Here is a 14,083-nt window from a genome sequence, read left to right as displayed (position 1 = left end):
ATAACATTCTCAAGCACCATGTCCCCTGGAAGAGGCGACCTACTCCGAAGCGAGAGGCGACCCGACATGCCCCTGAACATCCCGCCGGCCCCCGCTGCCGCCGAGCGCAGTCTGAGTGCCGCGCTGCAGTCCACTACGGTGCCTTCCCCGCACCCGCTGTATCTGAATCGGGGAGCGCTGCGCCCCGTACTTCCCCTGCCCGTCCACCGGCTGACCCCGGTCCTCGATCAGGCCGGGCCGGCCACGTCCCGGCTCACCGGGTGGCGTTTTCTGCTGGAGAGCGGCGGCCGTGCCGTCGGCGCGGCGGAAACCATGCTCACCGCCGATGGCTGGGCATTCTCACATTTCGGCGAAGGGCCCTATATCGCCTCCACCGAGCGGGCCGTTCGGCGCGCGGAAGCACTTGCCGGCAGTTATCAGCCCCGGCTGCTGTCGATTCCCGAGCTCTACATGCTGACCCTGTGGCTGCACACCGATCCGGCGGCCGATCCGGCCGAGGGGGCGCCCCGGGCGGAGGACATCCTGGTACCGCTCGCTCCGGCGCCGCCGGGTATCACGGCCGATCACCCGGTGCGGGTGGACGCGCTGCTGCCGCTGCTCGCCGGCCGGCTGCGGATCGCGGCGCCGGCGGGCTGAACGGCCGCGCGGCCGGTGCCCGCCGGGCCGGCCCCGCAAGGGGATCCGGTCCGGACGGGCACCGGCCGCGGCGGCTCAGTCCTCGTACGCGTCCACCGGCGGGCAGGAGCACACCAGGTTGCGGTCGCCGAAGGCGCCGTCGATGCGCCGCACCGGCGGCCAATACTTGTCCTCACGGCCCGCGCCGCCCGGGAACACCGCCTCTTCCCGGCTGTACGGGTGCGGCCACTCCCCGGCGATCCCGGTCGCGGTGTGCGGGGCCCCGGCCAGCGGGTTGTCGTCCTTGGGCCACTCCCCCGCCGCCACCCGGTCGATTTCCGCGCGGATCGCGATCATCGCATCACAGAATCGGTCGAGTTCGGCCAGATTTTCGCTCTCGGTCGGCTCGATCATCAGCGTCCCGGCGACCGGGAACGACATCGTCGGCGCGTGGAACCCGTAGTCGATCAGCCGCTTGGCCACGTCGTCGATGCTCACGCCGGTCGCCTTGCTCAGCGGCCGGACGTCGATGATGCACTCGTGCGCCACCAGACCGCCGGGCCCGGTGTAGAGCACCGGGTAATGCGGGGCGAGCCGCTTGGCGATGTAGTTGGCGCCCAGCACCGCCGTCTGGGTCGCCGCACGCAGCCCCTCGGGGCCCATCAGCCGCAGATACGCCCAGGAGATGGGCAGGATGCCGGCCGACCCCCACGGCGCCGCCGACACCGGACCCACCGGCCCGTCCTCGGGACCCGCGGTGGGCTGGAGCGGATGGCCGGGCAGGTACGGGGCCAGGTGCTCGCGCACCGCCACCGGGCCGACCCCGGGGCCGCCGCCGCCGTGCGGGATGCAGAAGGTCTTGTGCAGGTTCAGGTGCGAGACGTCCGCGCCGAACCGGCCCGGGCGGGCCAGGCCCACCAGCGCGTTCAGGTTCGCGCCGTCCACGTACACCTGGCCGCCGGCGTCGTGCACCGCCGCGCAGATCTCCTGGATGTTGTCCTCGAACACCCCGTGCGTGGAGGGGTAGGTGACCATCAGCACCGCCAGTTCCTCGCGGTGCCGCTCGATCTTCGCCCGCAGGTCGGCGACGTCCACGTCGCCGTTCTCGCCGGTGGCGACCACCACGACCTTCATCCCGGCCATCACGGCGCTCGCCGCGTTGGTGCCGTGCGCCGAGGACGGGATCAGGCACACCGTGCGCTGCGGGGCGCCGTTCGCCCGGTGGTAGGCGCGCACCGCCAGCAGCCCGGCCAGCTCGCCCTGCGAACCGGCGTTGGGCTGGAGCGAGACCCGGTCGTAGCCGGTGATCTCCGCCAGGCCCTCCTCCAGTTCCCGGATCAGGGTGCGGTAGCCCTCGGCCTGCTCGATCGGCGCGAACGGGTGCAGCGCGGCGAACTGCGGCCAGGTGACCGGCTCCATCTCCACCGTGGCGTTGAGCTTCATGGTGCAGGAGCCGAGCGGGATCATGCCGCGGTCCAGCGCGTAGTCGCGGTCCGCGAGCCGGCGCAGGTAGCGCAGCATCGCGGTCTCGGAGCGGTGCTCGTGGAAGACCGGGTGGGTGAGGTACGCGTCCGTGCGCAGCAGTTCCTCCGGCAGCGCGTCCGGGGTCGCGGCGTCCAGCGCGTCGATGTCGGTGTGCGCCGGGTCCACGCCGAAGGCGGCCCACACGGCGGCCAGTTCGGCGCGGGTGGTGGTCTCGTCGCAGGAGATGCCGACCACGTCGGGGCCGTCCTGGCGCAGATTGACCCCGGCCTCGCGGGCGGCGGCCACCACGGCCGCGGCGCGGCCGGGCACCCGGACGGTCACGGTGTCGAAGAACTGCCCGTGCGCCGGCTCGACACCGCCGACGCGCAGCCCGGCGGCCAGCAGCGCGGCGTAGCGGTGGGTGCGCCGGGCGATGGCGGCCAGCCCGTCCGGGCCGTGGTAGACGGCGTACATGCCGGCCATCACGGCGAGGAGCACCTGCGCCGTGCAGATGTTGCTGGTGGCCTTCTCCCGGCGGATGTGCTGCTCGCGGGTCTGGAGGGCCAGCCGGTAGGCACGCTTGCCGTCCGCGTCGCGGGAGACGCCCACCAGGCGGCCGGGCAGGTTGCGGGCGTACGCCTCGCGCACCGCCATGTAACCGGCGTGCGGGCCGCCGAAGCCCATCGGGACCCCGAACCGCTGGCTGGTGCCGACCGCGATGTCGGCGCCGAGGTCGCCCGGCGAGGTCAGCAGGGTGAGGGCGAGCAGATCGGCGGCGACGGTGACGACCGCCCCGAGTTCGTGGGCGCGCTCGATCACCGGACGCAGGTCGCGTACGGCGCCGCCGGTGCCCGGGTACTGGAGCAGGACGCCGAAGACCCCGCGGTCGGCGGCCTCCTGCGGGATGCCGGCGGAGAGGTCGGTGACCAGCACCTCGACCCCGGTGGGTTCGGCGCGGGTGCGCAGCACGGCGACGGTCTGCGGCAGGGTGTCGGCGTCGACCAGGAAGACGCCCTGCTTGACCTTGCCGACCCGGCGGGAGAGCGCCATCGCCTCGGCGGCGGCCGTGCCCTCGTCCAGCAGCGAGGCACCGGCGGTGGGCAGCCCGGTGAGGTCGGAGACGACGGTCTGGAAGTTCAGCAGGGCCTCCAGGCGGCCCTGGGAGATCTCCGGCTGGTACGGCGTGTAGGCCGTGTACCAGGACGGGTTCTCCATGACGTTGCGCAGGATGACCGGCGGCGTGAAGGTGCCGTAGTAGCCCAGGCCGATCATGGAGGTGAGGACCTGGTTGCGGTCGGCCAGCTCGCGCAGTTCGGCGAGCACGGCGGCCTCGCTGCGGGCCTCGGGCAGCCGCAGCGGTCCGGTGCCGGCGATGGAGGCCGGGACGGCGGCGGCGGTCAGCTCGTCGAGGGAGCCGAAGCCGACCTGCGCGAGCATCTTCTCCCGGTCGGCCGCGTCCGGGCCGATGTGGCGGGACGCGAAGGGCGAGCCCTGCTCCAGTGCGCTGAGCGGGAGTGGACGTGTCGACATCTGGGGGCCTCCTGGTCGCTGGGACCCGCAACCACCGGGCGGTGCCTGCTGCGGCCTCCCCCTCTGTCATCTCGACCTGAGAGCTTCACCGCGCCCGCGCCCCGAGCGGAGCACCGGCACGGCTTTCACCGTCGGTGAGGGCGGGCCCGGACGGGTGTCCGGCCGCCACCCTGCTTTCCAGAGTGGTCTCCCCCGCGCGGTACTGGGGCCTGAGAGATTCCGGGGAGGATTTGCTCCTTCGGCGCCGCCGGTCCGGGAACCGGTGGACTCTCCCGCACGAGGTCGTCAACCGTTTTCGAGCCTACCAGCGGCCTCGCGGCTGCGAACATGGAGGCGGAGCCCCGGCATCGGGTGACGGCAGCACTCGACTGGCCAGCTTCGGGTATGTGCCGTTACGTAAGGGCAGGGGCGTGCGGCCCGGCAGTGACGACCCGTGGGAGGAACCGTGCAGACCGATATCGATCCCCGCAGCCTGATCGGGCGCAAGGCGTTCGACCGCAATGGAGCCAAGATCGGCACGGTGGACGAGGTCTATCTGGATGACGCGACCGGTGCACCCGAATGGGCGGCCGTGCGCACCGGACTCTTCAGCCGGGACGCGTTCGTCCCGCTGGAGCCCAGCGAACTGGTGGACGAGGCCCTGCGGGTGCCGTTCGACCGGGAGCTGATCAGGGACGCCCCGGACTTCGGGGTGGGGCGGCATCTGTCGCCGGAGCAGGAGTTGCAGCTGTACCACCACTACGGTCTCGACGTGCCGATGGCGGACCCCGACCAGCCCGCCCCGCCCGATCAGGACTTCGGCCGGCTGGCCTCGCCGCCGGACGAGGACCGCTGATCCTCCCCGCCCAGCGGCGGTGGCGCCGAGCGGCTGAGCAGGGGATCGTCCACGCCGAAGGTCCGCACCCGGCCGGGCGGTGATCCGGGCGTCTCGAACCGCACGGTGACCCGGCCGACCCCGCTGCCCTGCACCCACCCGGGCCCGTACTCGGTGTGCGTCACGTCAAGACCCGGCAGCCAGCGGCGGTCGGGGGCGGGCTCGGCGGCCGGCTCCGGCTCCCGCGCCGGGACGGGCTCCGGGCCGCTGTCCTCCTCGCCGTCCACGGTGGCCCCGGCCTGGGCGAACAGATCCTCCTGGGTGAAATCCGCCAATCCGGTGACCCCCACCCCCAGCAGCCGCACCCCGGCCGTGGTGTCCACCCCCTCCAGCAGCCGGGCGGCCAGCTCCCGCACCACCGCCGGATCGTCGGTCGGCCCGCGCAGGGTGTCGGAACGGGTCAGGGTGGAGAAGTCGTGGCTGCGCACCTTCAGCACCACGGTGCGGCCGGAGCGGCCGTGCTCGCGCAGCCGCTGGACACAGCGTTCGGCGAGCCGGTCCACCTCGTGCCGTACCCGGGCCCGGTCGGTGAGATCCACATCGAAGGTGTCCTCCACGGACACCGACTTGGCGTCCCGCTCGGCGACCACCGGCCGGTCGTCGATCCCCAGCGCCATGGCGTGCACCCCGGTGCCGTGCGCGCTGCCCAGCAGCCGCACCAGCTCCGTCTCCCCGGCGCGGGCGGCGTCCCCCACGGTGGTGATGCCGGCCCGGCGCAGCACCCCGTCGGTGGCCGGGCCGACCCCGGGCAGGGTGCGGACCGGCAGCGGGTCCAGCAGGTCCCGTTCGGTGCCGGGCTCGATCAGCTGGAGACCGTCCGGCTTGGCCCGCTCGGAGGCGATCTTGGCGAGCATCTTGGAGCCGGCCAGGCCCACCGAGCCGGTGACGGTGGTGGCCGCCACGATCCGCTCCCGCAGCTCGCGTCCCACGGCCTCGGCCTCGGCGGCGGTGTGCGCGCTGTCGCCGGCCGCGAGGTCGACGAACGCCTCGTCCAGGCTGAGCGGCTCCACCAGCGGTGACAGGGCACGCAGCAGCGCCATCACGGTGTCGCTGACCGACCGGTAGACATCGAAGCGCGGATACAGGAAGGCGGCGTTCGGGCAGCGCCGTCTGGCCTGGCCCATCGGCATCGCCGAGTGCACCCCGAACCGCCGGGCCTCGTAGGAGGCGGTGGCCACCACCCCGCGCGGACCGAGCCCGCCGACGATCACCGGCTTGCCCCGCAGGGACGGCTTGGCGGCCTGCTCGACGGAGGCGTAGAAGGCGTCCATGTCGAGGTGCAGGATCGTCGGCTGGCCTCTCATCCTCCCGATGGTGCCGTACGGGTCCGACAATCCGTGGGAACGCTCCCGGTCAGCGCGGGCCGCGCTGTCTGCGGCGCGCCAGCTCGTCCGAGGGGTGGCCGCCGGTGACGACTTCGCCGGTGTCCACCCGCTCCGCCTGGAGCCGGGACAGCGCCGCCTCGACATCGCCCCACACCGCGCCCACCGCGATACCGAAGACCCCCCGGCCGCCGCGCAGCAGCTCGGCCAGCTCCTCGGGGGACTCGCAGCGGTAGACGGTGGCGCCGTCGCTCATCAGGGTGAGCCCGGCCAGTTCGGTGAGATCGGCCGAGCGCAGGGCGCGCACCGCGGTGCGGATGCTCTGGAGGGAGACCCCGGCGTCCAGCAGCCGCTTGACGATCTTGAGCACCAGGATGTCCTGGAAGCTGTACAGCCGCTGGGTGCCCGAGCCGTGCGCCGGGCGGATGCTGGGCTGCACCAGCTGGGTGCGCGCCCAGTAGTCGAGCTGCCGGTAGGTGATCCCGGCGGCGGTGCAGGCGCTCGGGCCCCGGTAACCGAGGCGTTCGCGCGCCGTGGGGCCGCCGCCGTGGTACTGGAGGGCGTCCGGCGCCCGCAGGGGCTGCCGCGGCGGCGCGCCCGGCAACGGGGAGATCCCGCCCGCCGCCGTACCCTCGCCGTTACCTGTCACGCCCGGCCTCCGTTCCGCACGCCCCGACCGTGCCCTCGCCGCTCACCGGGTGTGACGATGAGCACGCGCACGGCGCTCCTCCCAAGACATGCCCCACAGACGCTAAGCATGCACACTCAGCGCGTCAACGATCGCCACGCCCGGCTACTGGTTGCCGGAGCCGAAGTCCTCGGGAGAGATCTGGTCCAGGAACTCCCGGAACCGCTCCACCTCGTCCTCCTGCTCGTCGGGGATGATGATCCCCGCGTCGTCGAGCACCCCGTCACTGCTGTAGATCGGGGTGCCCACGCGCAGCGCGAGCGCTATGGCGTCGGAGGGCCTGGCGCTCACCTCGACGCCGCTGGCGAACACCAGCTCGGCGTAGAAAACACCGTCGCGCAGATCGGTGATCCGCACGGCGGTGAGTTCCTGCCCGATCGCTTCCAGGACGTTTTTCAGCAGGTCGTGCGTCAGCGGCCGGGCAGGGGCCAGCCCCTGCTGGGCGAAGGCGATCGCGGTGGCCTCCCCGGGGCCGATCCAGATGGGGAGGTAGCGATCGCCCTCCACTTCACGGAGGAGAACGATGGGCTGGTTGTTGGGCAATTCCACCCTGACACCCACGACGTCGAGCTGGTTCACACAGCAACCCTAGGTCGTGACCGGGGCATTTGGATAGTCGGGCACCACGGCGCGGCGCCAGGCACTCTCCGTGAGCCGTCACCCACCGTACTGACCGGTGAAGAACACCAGACGGTATTTACCGATCTGCACCTCGTCACCGTGTGCGAGCACCGCCGAGTCGATGGGCTCCCGGTTGACATAGGTGCCGTTCAGGCTGCCCACGTCGAAGACCGAGAAACCGCCCTCGGGCCGGCGCCGGAACTCCACGTGGCGGCGGGAGACCGTCACATCGTCCAGGAAGATGTCGCTCTGCGGGTGCCGGCCGGCCGTGGTGAGGTCACCGTCCAGCAGGAAGCGGCTGCCCGAGTTGGGACCGCGGCGCACCACCAGCAGCGCGGAGCCGGGCGGCAGGGCGTCAACCGCGGCCTGGGCCTCCGGGGAGAGCGCGGGCATCACCGCGTGCTGCCCGGTGATCTCCGAGTCGTACGCCTCCAGACCGGAGATCGAGATGGTGGAGGTGGTCTCCGAGGAGCCCTCCATGCCCGGCCGCAGCGGGTTGCCGCACTGCGAGCAGTACCGGCTCGTGGCGGCGTTGCGGTTGCCGCAGCGGCCACAGGGCGTGCCGCCGGCCTGCCCCGCGGGAGCCTGGGAGCCTATGCCGCCGGCCTGGCCGTCGACCTCGTCACGGAACAGCGGGCGTCCCGCTTCCGTCGCGGGCGCCCCCGCAGGCTGCTCGCCACGGCGGGCATGAGGCCGTGCGGCGCTGTGCGAGCCACCCTGACGCCTGCCGAACAACCTAGCGAAAAAACTCACCAGCGATCCCCTCGCACCTAGCCCGACCCGTCAGTGGACGGGCGGTCCATTGTCTCTCATCCGCCGCGCCGGACACTCTGCCAACGTACGCGGCCCGTATTCAGTTTCCCTCACCGAGAGCCACCACAACGCACAGCCCCCGGCGTCGGCGTCCCGCTACGATGACGACTGAGCGTAGTCAGGGCGCTCCGCCGATCGCAAGGCGTCCACGACCACCGTCTCCGGCCGCTCGATCACCACGCCCGCCTGTTCCTTCTCCAGGGACTGCACCACCCCGCCGGGGATGTTCAGCGCCGGTTCCAGGTCCTGCGGGCGTCCGATGGCGTCGATCACGTACGGCGCGGACACCGCCCGGCCGTCGATGCGCACCTGGCCGTTCTCGTCCGTGAAGAAGGTACCGGCCACGATGCGGACCTCGTTGATCTGGATCGCCTCCGCCCCGGCCGCGCGCAGCTCCTGTACGGCGTCCAGCAGCATGTCGGCGCGCACCGCGCCGCGCGGGTCGGTCACCCGCAGTTCGATGCCCGGGCCCTCGGCGGCGACCGTACCGGCCAGGATGCCCAGCTGCCGCTCGCGTTCCGCCGTCTGCCGGCGGGCCTCCTCGGCCTGGTCGGAGCTGGTCTCCAGGTCGGTGCGCTGCTCCTCCAGGGCGTTCTTCTCGTCCTCCAGGCGCCCGGTGCGGTCCTCCAGGTCGCTGAGGATGCGCACCAGGTCCTCGGGGCGGGCCCCGCGCAGGGCGCTGTCGTCGGCGCTGGCGGCCCGTACCTGGATGGCCAGGCCGAGGCCCAGGACGAACAGCAGCGCGGCCACGATGAGCTGGCTGCGGGTGACGCGCGGCGGCCACAGGCCGGCCAGCAGGGCGTCCCGGCCCCGGGGCCGCGCGGGGGGTCCGGGCGTGGCGGGCGCCGCCGGCGGGTCGGGCGCGGCGGGCTCGGGGGCCTGCGGCTTCCGGGCGGATCCGGGCGCGGGAGAGGCCTGGCCGGGCTCGCCGGGCGCCGGGTCGGGTTCGCGCGGTGCGCGCTCGGGGTCGCTCATGGTGCTCACGCCCGGAAGAGGTGCCGGCGGATGGAGGCGGCGTTGGAGAAGATCCGGATGCCCAGGACCACGACCACGCCGGTGGACAGCTGGGCGCCCACGCCCAGCTTGTCGCCGAGGAAGACGATCAGCGCGGCCACCACGACGTTGGAGAGGAAGGAGACGACGAAGACCTTGTCGTCGAACATCCCGTCCAGCATGGCCCGCAGCCCGCCGAACACCGCGTCGAGCGCGGCGACGACGGCGATCGGCAGATACGGTTCGAGCCCCATGGGCACGACGGGCCGGGTGAGGATTCCGGCCACGACGCCCAGCACGAGCCCCAGTACGGCGATCACTGTGTGTTTCCTTCTCCCGTGTCCGCGGGCCGCGCCGTGCGCACCGTGAGGCTGGTGGCGGCGGGTATGCGGATCTCTTGCTTGTCGGAGGTCTCGGCACGGATGCCGTAGTTGTCGCGCAGGACGTTGAGGTACTGGCCGTCCACGGTGGTCTCGAAGCGGGCGCGCATCGCCTCCGGGTCGCCCACCGCCTGGACGGTGTACGGGGGGACCAGCGGCCGGTTGTCGACGAGGATGGCGTCGCCCGCAGCCCGGATGGCCGACAGGGCGGTCAGCCGCTGCCCGTTGACGGCGATGGCCTCGGCGCCGGAGATCCACAGCCCGTTGACCACCCGTTGCAGGTCGCGGTCGCGGACCCGGCCGGTGTCGAAGCCCGAGCCGTCCCGGGCCTCGCCGCCGCCCGCCGCGACGCCCTTGGCGTCGTTGACGACGAGTTCGAGACCGGGGCCCTGGACGGGGCTGGCCCCGGCGAGCAGCGCGGTCAGTTCGCCCGGGTCGCCGCCCGAGCCGCTGAGCAGGTCGTTCTGCATGGCCGCGACCTCGGAGCGCAGCGCGTCCACCTCGTGCTGGAGCGCGTCCATCGCCTCGGTGCCGGATTCCACCCGGTCCAGGAGCTCCTGGCGCTCCCGGGCGACGGTGGGCGCCGCCTCGCGGGCCTGGACGGCGCCGAGGGTGACCACCAGGCCGGCCAGGACCAGGCCGGCGGCGAGCCACAGCTTGGCCCGCAGATTGCGCGGCAGCCCCGCGGTGCCCTCGCTGTGCCTGCGCGCCGCCGCCTGGGCGTACCCCTCGTCGAGGGTGTGGTTCATGACGGTGGTCAGCAGCGACATGGAGGCGTCGGGGCGCGCCGGCGGGCGTGGCCCGTTGGGCTGCGATGACATGGCGCACATGGTCGCACGCCACCCCGGGGGATATCGAAACGGGCCCCCGGGGAGGCGGTGCGGCCGGTGTCAGTGGTCGGCGCCCTCCACGACGGCCGACCAGTGTTCGAGGAGTTCCTGCGCGGTGGCGTCGTCGGGGCCCTCGGCCCACAGGTGGGTGACGGCCTCGGCCGGGTCGGGCAGGACCAGCACCCAGCGGCCGTCGGACTCCACCACCCGTACGCCGTCGGTGGTGTCGACGGAGCGGTCGCCCGCCGCCTCCACGACCCGGCGCATGACCAGGCCCTTGACCGCCCAGGGGGTGGCCACGGAGCGGCGCAGGACGTGCGCCCTGGGGATGCGGGCGTCGATCTGGCTGAGGGAGAGCTGGGTGCGGGCCACCAGGCCGGTGAGCCGGGCGAAGGCGGCGGTGGCGTCGAAGACGCTGGAGAACTCGGGAACGATGAAGCCGCCCTGGCCGTCCCCGCCGAACACAGCGTCCTTGCCGGCGGCGCGGGTCAGGTCGTCGGGCGAGGTGGTGGTCCACTCGACCTGGGTGCCGTGGTAGGCGGCGACCTGTTCGGCGATGCGGGTGGTGGTGACGGGCAGCACGACCCGGCCGGAGCGGCGTTCCGCGGCGATCAGGTCGAGCATCACCAGGAGCGCGCGCTGGTCCTCGATGATGTGTCCGCGTTCGTCGACGAGGGCGAGGCGTTCGCCCACCGGGTCGAAGCGGACGCCGAAGGCGGCGCGGGAGGAGGAGACCATCTCGCCCAGCCGCACCAGGCCGGCGCGGCGGGTCTCGGCGGTCTCGGTGGGGCGGGACTCGTCCTGGCCGGGGTTGATGACCAGGGAGTCGACGCCGAGGCGGCCGAGCAGGCTGGGCAGGACCAGGCCGGCGCTGCCGTTCGCGGCGTCCACGACGATCTTGAGGCCGGATTCGGCGACGCCGGTGGTGTCGACGGCCCGGATGACGGCGCCGGTGTAGCCGTCGAAGACGCTGGCGGGGAAGCGCAGGTCGCCGATCTCGCCGGGGAAGGCGCGGCGGTACTCCTGGCGGGCGTACACGCGGTCGAGCTTGCGCTGTCCGGCCTGCGAGAGGTCGGCGCCGCGTTCGTCGAAGAACATGATGTCGAGGGAGTCGGGGACGCCCGGGGTGGTGCGGATCATGACGCCGCCCGCGCTGCCGCGCGCGGTCTGCTGGCGGGCGACGGGCAGGGGGACGTTCTCCAGGTCGCGGACGTCGATGGCGCTGGCCTGGAGGGCGGAGATCACGGCGCGTTTGAGGGCGCGGGCGCCCCGGGAGTGGTCGCGGGCCGTGGTGACGGTGGAGCCCTTCTTGAGGGTGGTGGCGTAGGCGCTGGCGAGGCGGACGGCGAGTTCCGGGGTGATCTCGACGTTGAGGATCCCGGAGACGCCGCGGGCGCCGAAGAGGTGGGCCTGGCCGCGCGATTCCCAGATGACGGAGGTGTTGACGAAGGCGCCGGCCTCGATGGTCTTGAAGGGGTAGACGCGGACGTTGCCCTGGATGATGGATTCCTCGCCGACCAGGCACTCGTCGCCGATGACGGCGCCGTCCTCGATGCGGGCGGCGCGCATGATGTCGGTGTTCTTGCCGATGACGCAGCCGCGCAGATTGCTCTGCGGGCCGAGGTAGACGTTGTCGTGGACCACGGCCTTGTGGAGGAAGGCGTCGGCCTTGACGACGACGTTGGAGCCGATGACGGTGTGCTCGCGCACTTCGGCCCCGGCTTCGATCTTGGCGTAGTCGCCGATGTAGAGCGGGCCGCGCAGTTTGGCGTCGGGGTGCACCTCGGCGCCCTCGGCGACCCAGACGCCGGGCGAGATCTCGAAGCCGTCGATGTCGACGTCGACCTTGCCCTCCAGTACGTCGGCCTGGGCCTTGACGTAGCTCTCGTGGGTGCCGACGTCCTCCCAGTAGCCCTCGGCGACGTAGCCGTAGATGGGCCGGCCCTCCTTCATCAGCCGGGGGAAGACGTCGCCGGACCAGTCGACCGGCACGTCGGGCTCGACGTAGTCGAAGACCTCCGGCTCCATGACGTAGATGCCGGTGTTCACCGTGTCGGAGAACACCTGGCCCCAGGTGGGCTTCTCCAGGAAGCGTTCGACCCGGCCGTCCTCCTTGAGGATGGTGATACCGAATTCCAGCGGGTTGGGCACCCGCGTGAGACAGACGGTGACCAGGGCCCCGCGTTCGCGGTGGTAGGCGATGAGGTCGGTGAGGTCGAAGTCGGTGAGGGCGTCCCCGGAGATCACCAGAAAGGAGTCGTCCTTGAGGGCTTCCTCGGCGTTCTTCACACTTCCGGCCGTACCCAGGGGCTTCTCCTCGTTGGCGTAGGTGAGGTCCATCCCCAGTTCCTCACCGTCGCCGAAGTAGTTCTTCACCAGAGAAGCGAGGAATTGCACGGTGACCACGGTCTCGTTGAGTCCGTGGCGCTTCAGCAGCCGGAGCACGTGTTCCATGATCGGACGGTTCGCCACCGGCAGCAGTGGCTTGGGCATGCTCGCGGTCATGGGGCGAAGCCGGGTGCCCTCGCCACCAGCCATTACGACGGCCTTCATATCGGAAGTGTCCTCCTTGGGGAGACAGCAGTCATGCCGACCGCACCCGTCTGGAGGGGCCCGGGCCCGGGGTGGCTCCCCGGAAATTAGCGGCACGTGCGGGCGCCAGGCCCCTGCGACACTGCCAGGGCGGGCTCAGTCGGCCGTGGCATCCGCCTTGAGGATTCGGCGGACCTGGACCACGTACAGGACTCCTGCCCACCAGTAGAGCGCTGTACCCCAGCCGACGAACGCCCATCCGAAAATGGCGGCCAGTGAGGCGATGACGCCGCTGCCGTCGCTGAGCAGGAGCAGCGGGAAGCCGTACATGAGATTGAGGGTGGCGGCCTTGCCCAGGTAGTTGACCTGGGGCGGGGCGTAGCCGCGGCGGTCCAGGACGACGACGGTGACGGCCATCATGGCTTCCCGCGCCAGCAGCAGGGCGGTGACCCACCAGGGCAGGATGTCGCGCCAGGTGAGGCCGACGAGGGTGGAGAGGATGTAGAGGCGGTCGGCGGCGGGGTCGAGGATGCGGCCGAGGTCGGAGACCTGGTTCCAGCGCCGGGCGAGCTTGCCGTCGAGGTAGTCGCTCACTCCGCTGAAGACGAGGACCAGCAGGGCCCAGCCGTCCATGTTGGGACCGTCGAAGACCGGGGAGAGAACCAGCCACAGGAACAGCGGCACCCCGACCAGCCGGGCCATGCTCAGAATGTTCGGGATGGTGAAGACCCGGTCGGTCTGCATGTCCGTCTCCTGGACGTCCACCCGGAAGCCTCCTGTTGTTCATGCCAGTTCCGGCCGATGTGCGCCTCGACCTTACCGGGCCGGGTGGGGCGCCCGGTGCGCGGGGCGACCGCCGGACAGGGGCTCGGGATCCCATGACTTACGCTTCTATAGGGTGTGCCGTCCGAAAAGTGACGGACACTGACTGTTTCAGCCCTTTGAGAGGCCCTTCATGACCACTGTGACATCTCCTGTGGCCGGGCGGGCCATCCCTCTCGCCGAGGTGCCGGATCCGGCGTTCGCCGAGGCCGTGGTCGGCCCGGGCGTGGCCGTCGAGCCGCCGCTGCGGCCCTGTACGGCGGTGGCCCCGGTCGACGGCATCCTCGTCTCGCTGAGCCCGAACGCCTATGTGGTGGTCGACGACCGGGGACGGGGCGTACTCACCCATCTGGGTCTCGATACGGTGCAACTGGACGGACAGGGTTTCGAACCGCTGGCCAACAAGGGCGACACGGTGCGCCGGGGCGACCCGGTGGTGCGGTGGGACCCGGCCGCGGTCGCGGCGGCGGGGAAGTCCCCGGTGTGCCCGGTGGTGGCCCTGCAGGCGGGGGCCGACGCCCTGTCCGGCATCGTCGCCGCGGACATCGAGGTCCGGGCCGGTGACCCGCTTTTCGGCTGGAACTGACGGAGACAGGTGT

Annotated in this window: 13 protein-coding genes and 2 riboswitches; of the genes, 3 read left to right on the top strand and 10 right to left on the bottom strand. The window is 72.1% G+C overall.

Annotation, left to right across the window (positions count from 1 at the left end; genetic code table 11):
* The first annotated feature begins 66 nt into the window (after window positions 1-66).
* Entirely contained in the window at window positions 67-636 is a 570-nt protein-coding gene (locus tag BM385_RS06640) for a hypothetical protein (protein ID WP_093842433.1), read from the top strand.
* Window positions 637-711: 75 nt separating this feature from the next.
* Here the strand turns inward: BM385_RS06640 and gcvP are convergent, their stop codons facing one another.
* Entirely contained in the window at window positions 712-3,609 is a 2,898-nt protein-coding gene (gene gcvP / locus BM385_RS06635; RefSeq protein ID WP_093842432.1) for an aminomethyl-transferring glycine dehydrogenase, read from the bottom strand.
* Between the two features lie 53 nt (window positions 3,610-3,662).
* Window positions 3,663-3,796: riboswitch (glycine riboswitch) on the bottom strand.
* Window positions 3,797-3,894: riboswitch (glycine riboswitch) on the bottom strand.
* Window positions 3,895-4,042: 148 nt separating this feature from the next.
* On the opposite strand from gcvP, the gene BM385_RS06630 reads away from it, so the two are divergent.
* Complete coding sequence (locus tag BM385_RS06630; protein WP_026047582.1) at window positions 4,043-4,444, top strand: PRC-barrel domain-containing protein; 402 nt, start codon at window positions 4,043-4,045, stop codon at window positions 4,442-4,444.
* Here BM385_RS06630 and BM385_RS06625 read toward each other — a convergent pair.
* The 9 genes from BM385_RS06625 to clsA all read right to left on the bottom strand — a co-directional run bounded on the left by BM385_RS06625 (window position 4,399) and on the right by clsA (window position 13,427).
* Window positions 4,399-5,787 (bottom strand): DNA polymerase IV, encoded by a 1,389-nt coding sequence (locus BM385_RS06625; protein ID WP_093842431.1) that lies wholly within the window; start codon window positions 5,785-5,787, stop codon window positions 4,399-4,401. The two genes, BM385_RS06630 and BM385_RS06625, sit on opposite strands and share 46 nt — an antisense overlap.
* Before the next feature lie 49 nt (window positions 5,788-5,836).
* Window positions 5,837-6,454 carry a MerR family transcriptional regulator gene (locus BM385_RS06620; RefSeq protein ID WP_093842430.1) on the bottom strand — a complete coding sequence of 206 codons (618 nt, stop codon included), beginning with the start codon at window positions 6,452-6,454 and terminating at the stop codon, window positions 5,837-5,839.
* Between the two features lie 144 nt (window positions 6,455-6,598).
* The gene (locus BM385_RS06615) at window positions 6,599-7,072 is read right to left on the bottom strand and encodes a bifunctional nuclease family protein (RefSeq protein ID WP_019434704.1); all 474 of its coding nucleotides are present in this window, start codon (window positions 7,070-7,072) and stop codon (window positions 6,599-6,601) included.
* 78 nt (window positions 7,073-7,150) lie between these two features.
* Window positions 7,151-7,594 (bottom strand): FHA domain-containing protein, encoded by a 444-nt coding sequence (locus BM385_RS28365; protein WP_019434705.1) that lies wholly within the window; start codon window positions 7,592-7,594, stop codon window positions 7,151-7,153.
* Window positions 7,595-8,023: 429 nt separating this feature from the next.
* The gene (locus BM385_RS06605; protein ID WP_093842429.1) at window positions 8,024-8,902 is read right to left on the bottom strand and encodes a DUF881 domain-containing protein; all 879 of its coding nucleotides are present in this window, start codon (window positions 8,900-8,902) and stop codon (window positions 8,024-8,026) included.
* 5 nt (window positions 8,903-8,907) lie between these two features.
* On the bottom strand, window positions 8,908-9,240 hold the full coding sequence (locus BM385_RS06600; protein WP_019434707.1) for a small basic family protein: 333 nt from the start codon (window positions 9,238-9,240) through the stop codon (window positions 8,908-8,910).
* Entirely contained in the window at window positions 9,237-10,130 is an 894-nt protein-coding gene (locus tag BM385_RS06595; protein WP_086024467.1) for a DUF881 domain-containing protein, read from the bottom strand. Before BM385_RS06595 ends, BM385_RS06600 begins: the two co-directional genes overlap by 4 nt.
* A 60-nt stretch (window positions 10,131-10,190) precedes the next feature.
* Window positions 10,191-12,683, bottom strand: a complete 2,493-nt coding sequence (locus BM385_RS06590; protein WP_026047584.1) for a mannose-1-phosphate guanyltransferase — start codon at window positions 12,681-12,683, stop codon at window positions 10,191-10,193.
* Window positions 12,684-12,818: 135 nt separating this feature from the next.
* Complete coding sequence (clsA, locus tag BM385_RS06585) at window positions 12,819-13,427, bottom strand: cardiolipin synthase ClsA (protein ID WP_019434710.1); 609 nt, start codon at window positions 13,425-13,427, stop codon at window positions 12,819-12,821.
* Window positions 13,428-13,617: 190 nt separating this feature from the next.
* On the opposite strand from clsA, the gene BM385_RS06580 reads away from it, so the two are divergent.
* The gene (locus BM385_RS06580) at window positions 13,618-14,070 is read left to right on the top strand and encodes a PTS sugar transporter subunit IIA (protein WP_026047585.1); all 453 of its coding nucleotides are present in this window, start codon (window positions 13,618-13,620) and stop codon (window positions 14,068-14,070) included.
* Window positions 14,071-14,083 lie beyond the last annotated feature (13 nt).

Source organism: Streptomyces harbinensis (assembly GCF_900116145.1).
In the GTDB taxonomy this organism is placed as follows: Bacteria; Actinomycetota; Actinomycetes; order Streptomycetales; family Streptomycetaceae; genus Streptomyces; species Streptomyces carpaticus.
Note: the sequence above shows the minus strand (reverse complement) of the source record. Positions and strands in the feature narration are given on the sequence as shown.

Bases quoted from the DNA above. Each gene is read 5' to 3' on its own strand.
- BM385_RS06640 (WP_093842433.1), top strand. From the start codon at position 67: ATGCCCCTGAACATCCCGCCGGCCCCCGCTGCCGCCGAGCGCAGTCTG.
- gcvP (WP_093842432.1), bottom strand. From the start codon at position 3,609: ATGTCGACACGTCCACTCCCGCTCAGCGCACTGGAGCAGGGCTCGCCC.
- BM385_RS06625 (WP_093842431.1), bottom strand. From the start codon at position 5,787: ATGAGAGGCCAGCCGACGATCCTGCACCTCGACATGGACGCCTTCTAC.
- BM385_RS28365 (WP_019434705.1), bottom strand. From the start codon at position 7,594: ATGGAGGGCTCCTCGGAGACCACCTCCACCATCTCGATCTCCGGTCTG.
- BM385_RS06605 (WP_093842429.1), bottom strand. From the start codon at position 8,902: ATGAGCGACCCCGAGCGCGCACCGCGCGAACCCGACCCGGCGCCCGGC.
- BM385_RS06595 (WP_086024467.1), bottom strand. From the start codon at position 10,130: ATGTGCGCCATGTCATCGCAGCCCAACGGGCCACGCCCGCCGGCGCGC.
- BM385_RS06590 (WP_026047584.1), bottom strand. From the start codon at position 12,683: ATGAAGGCCGTCGTAATGGCTGGTGGCGAGGGCACCCGGCTTCGCCCC.
- BM385_RS06580 (WP_026047585.1), top strand. From the start codon at position 13,618: ATGACCACTGTGACATCTCCTGTGGCCGGGCGGGCCATCCCTCTCGCC.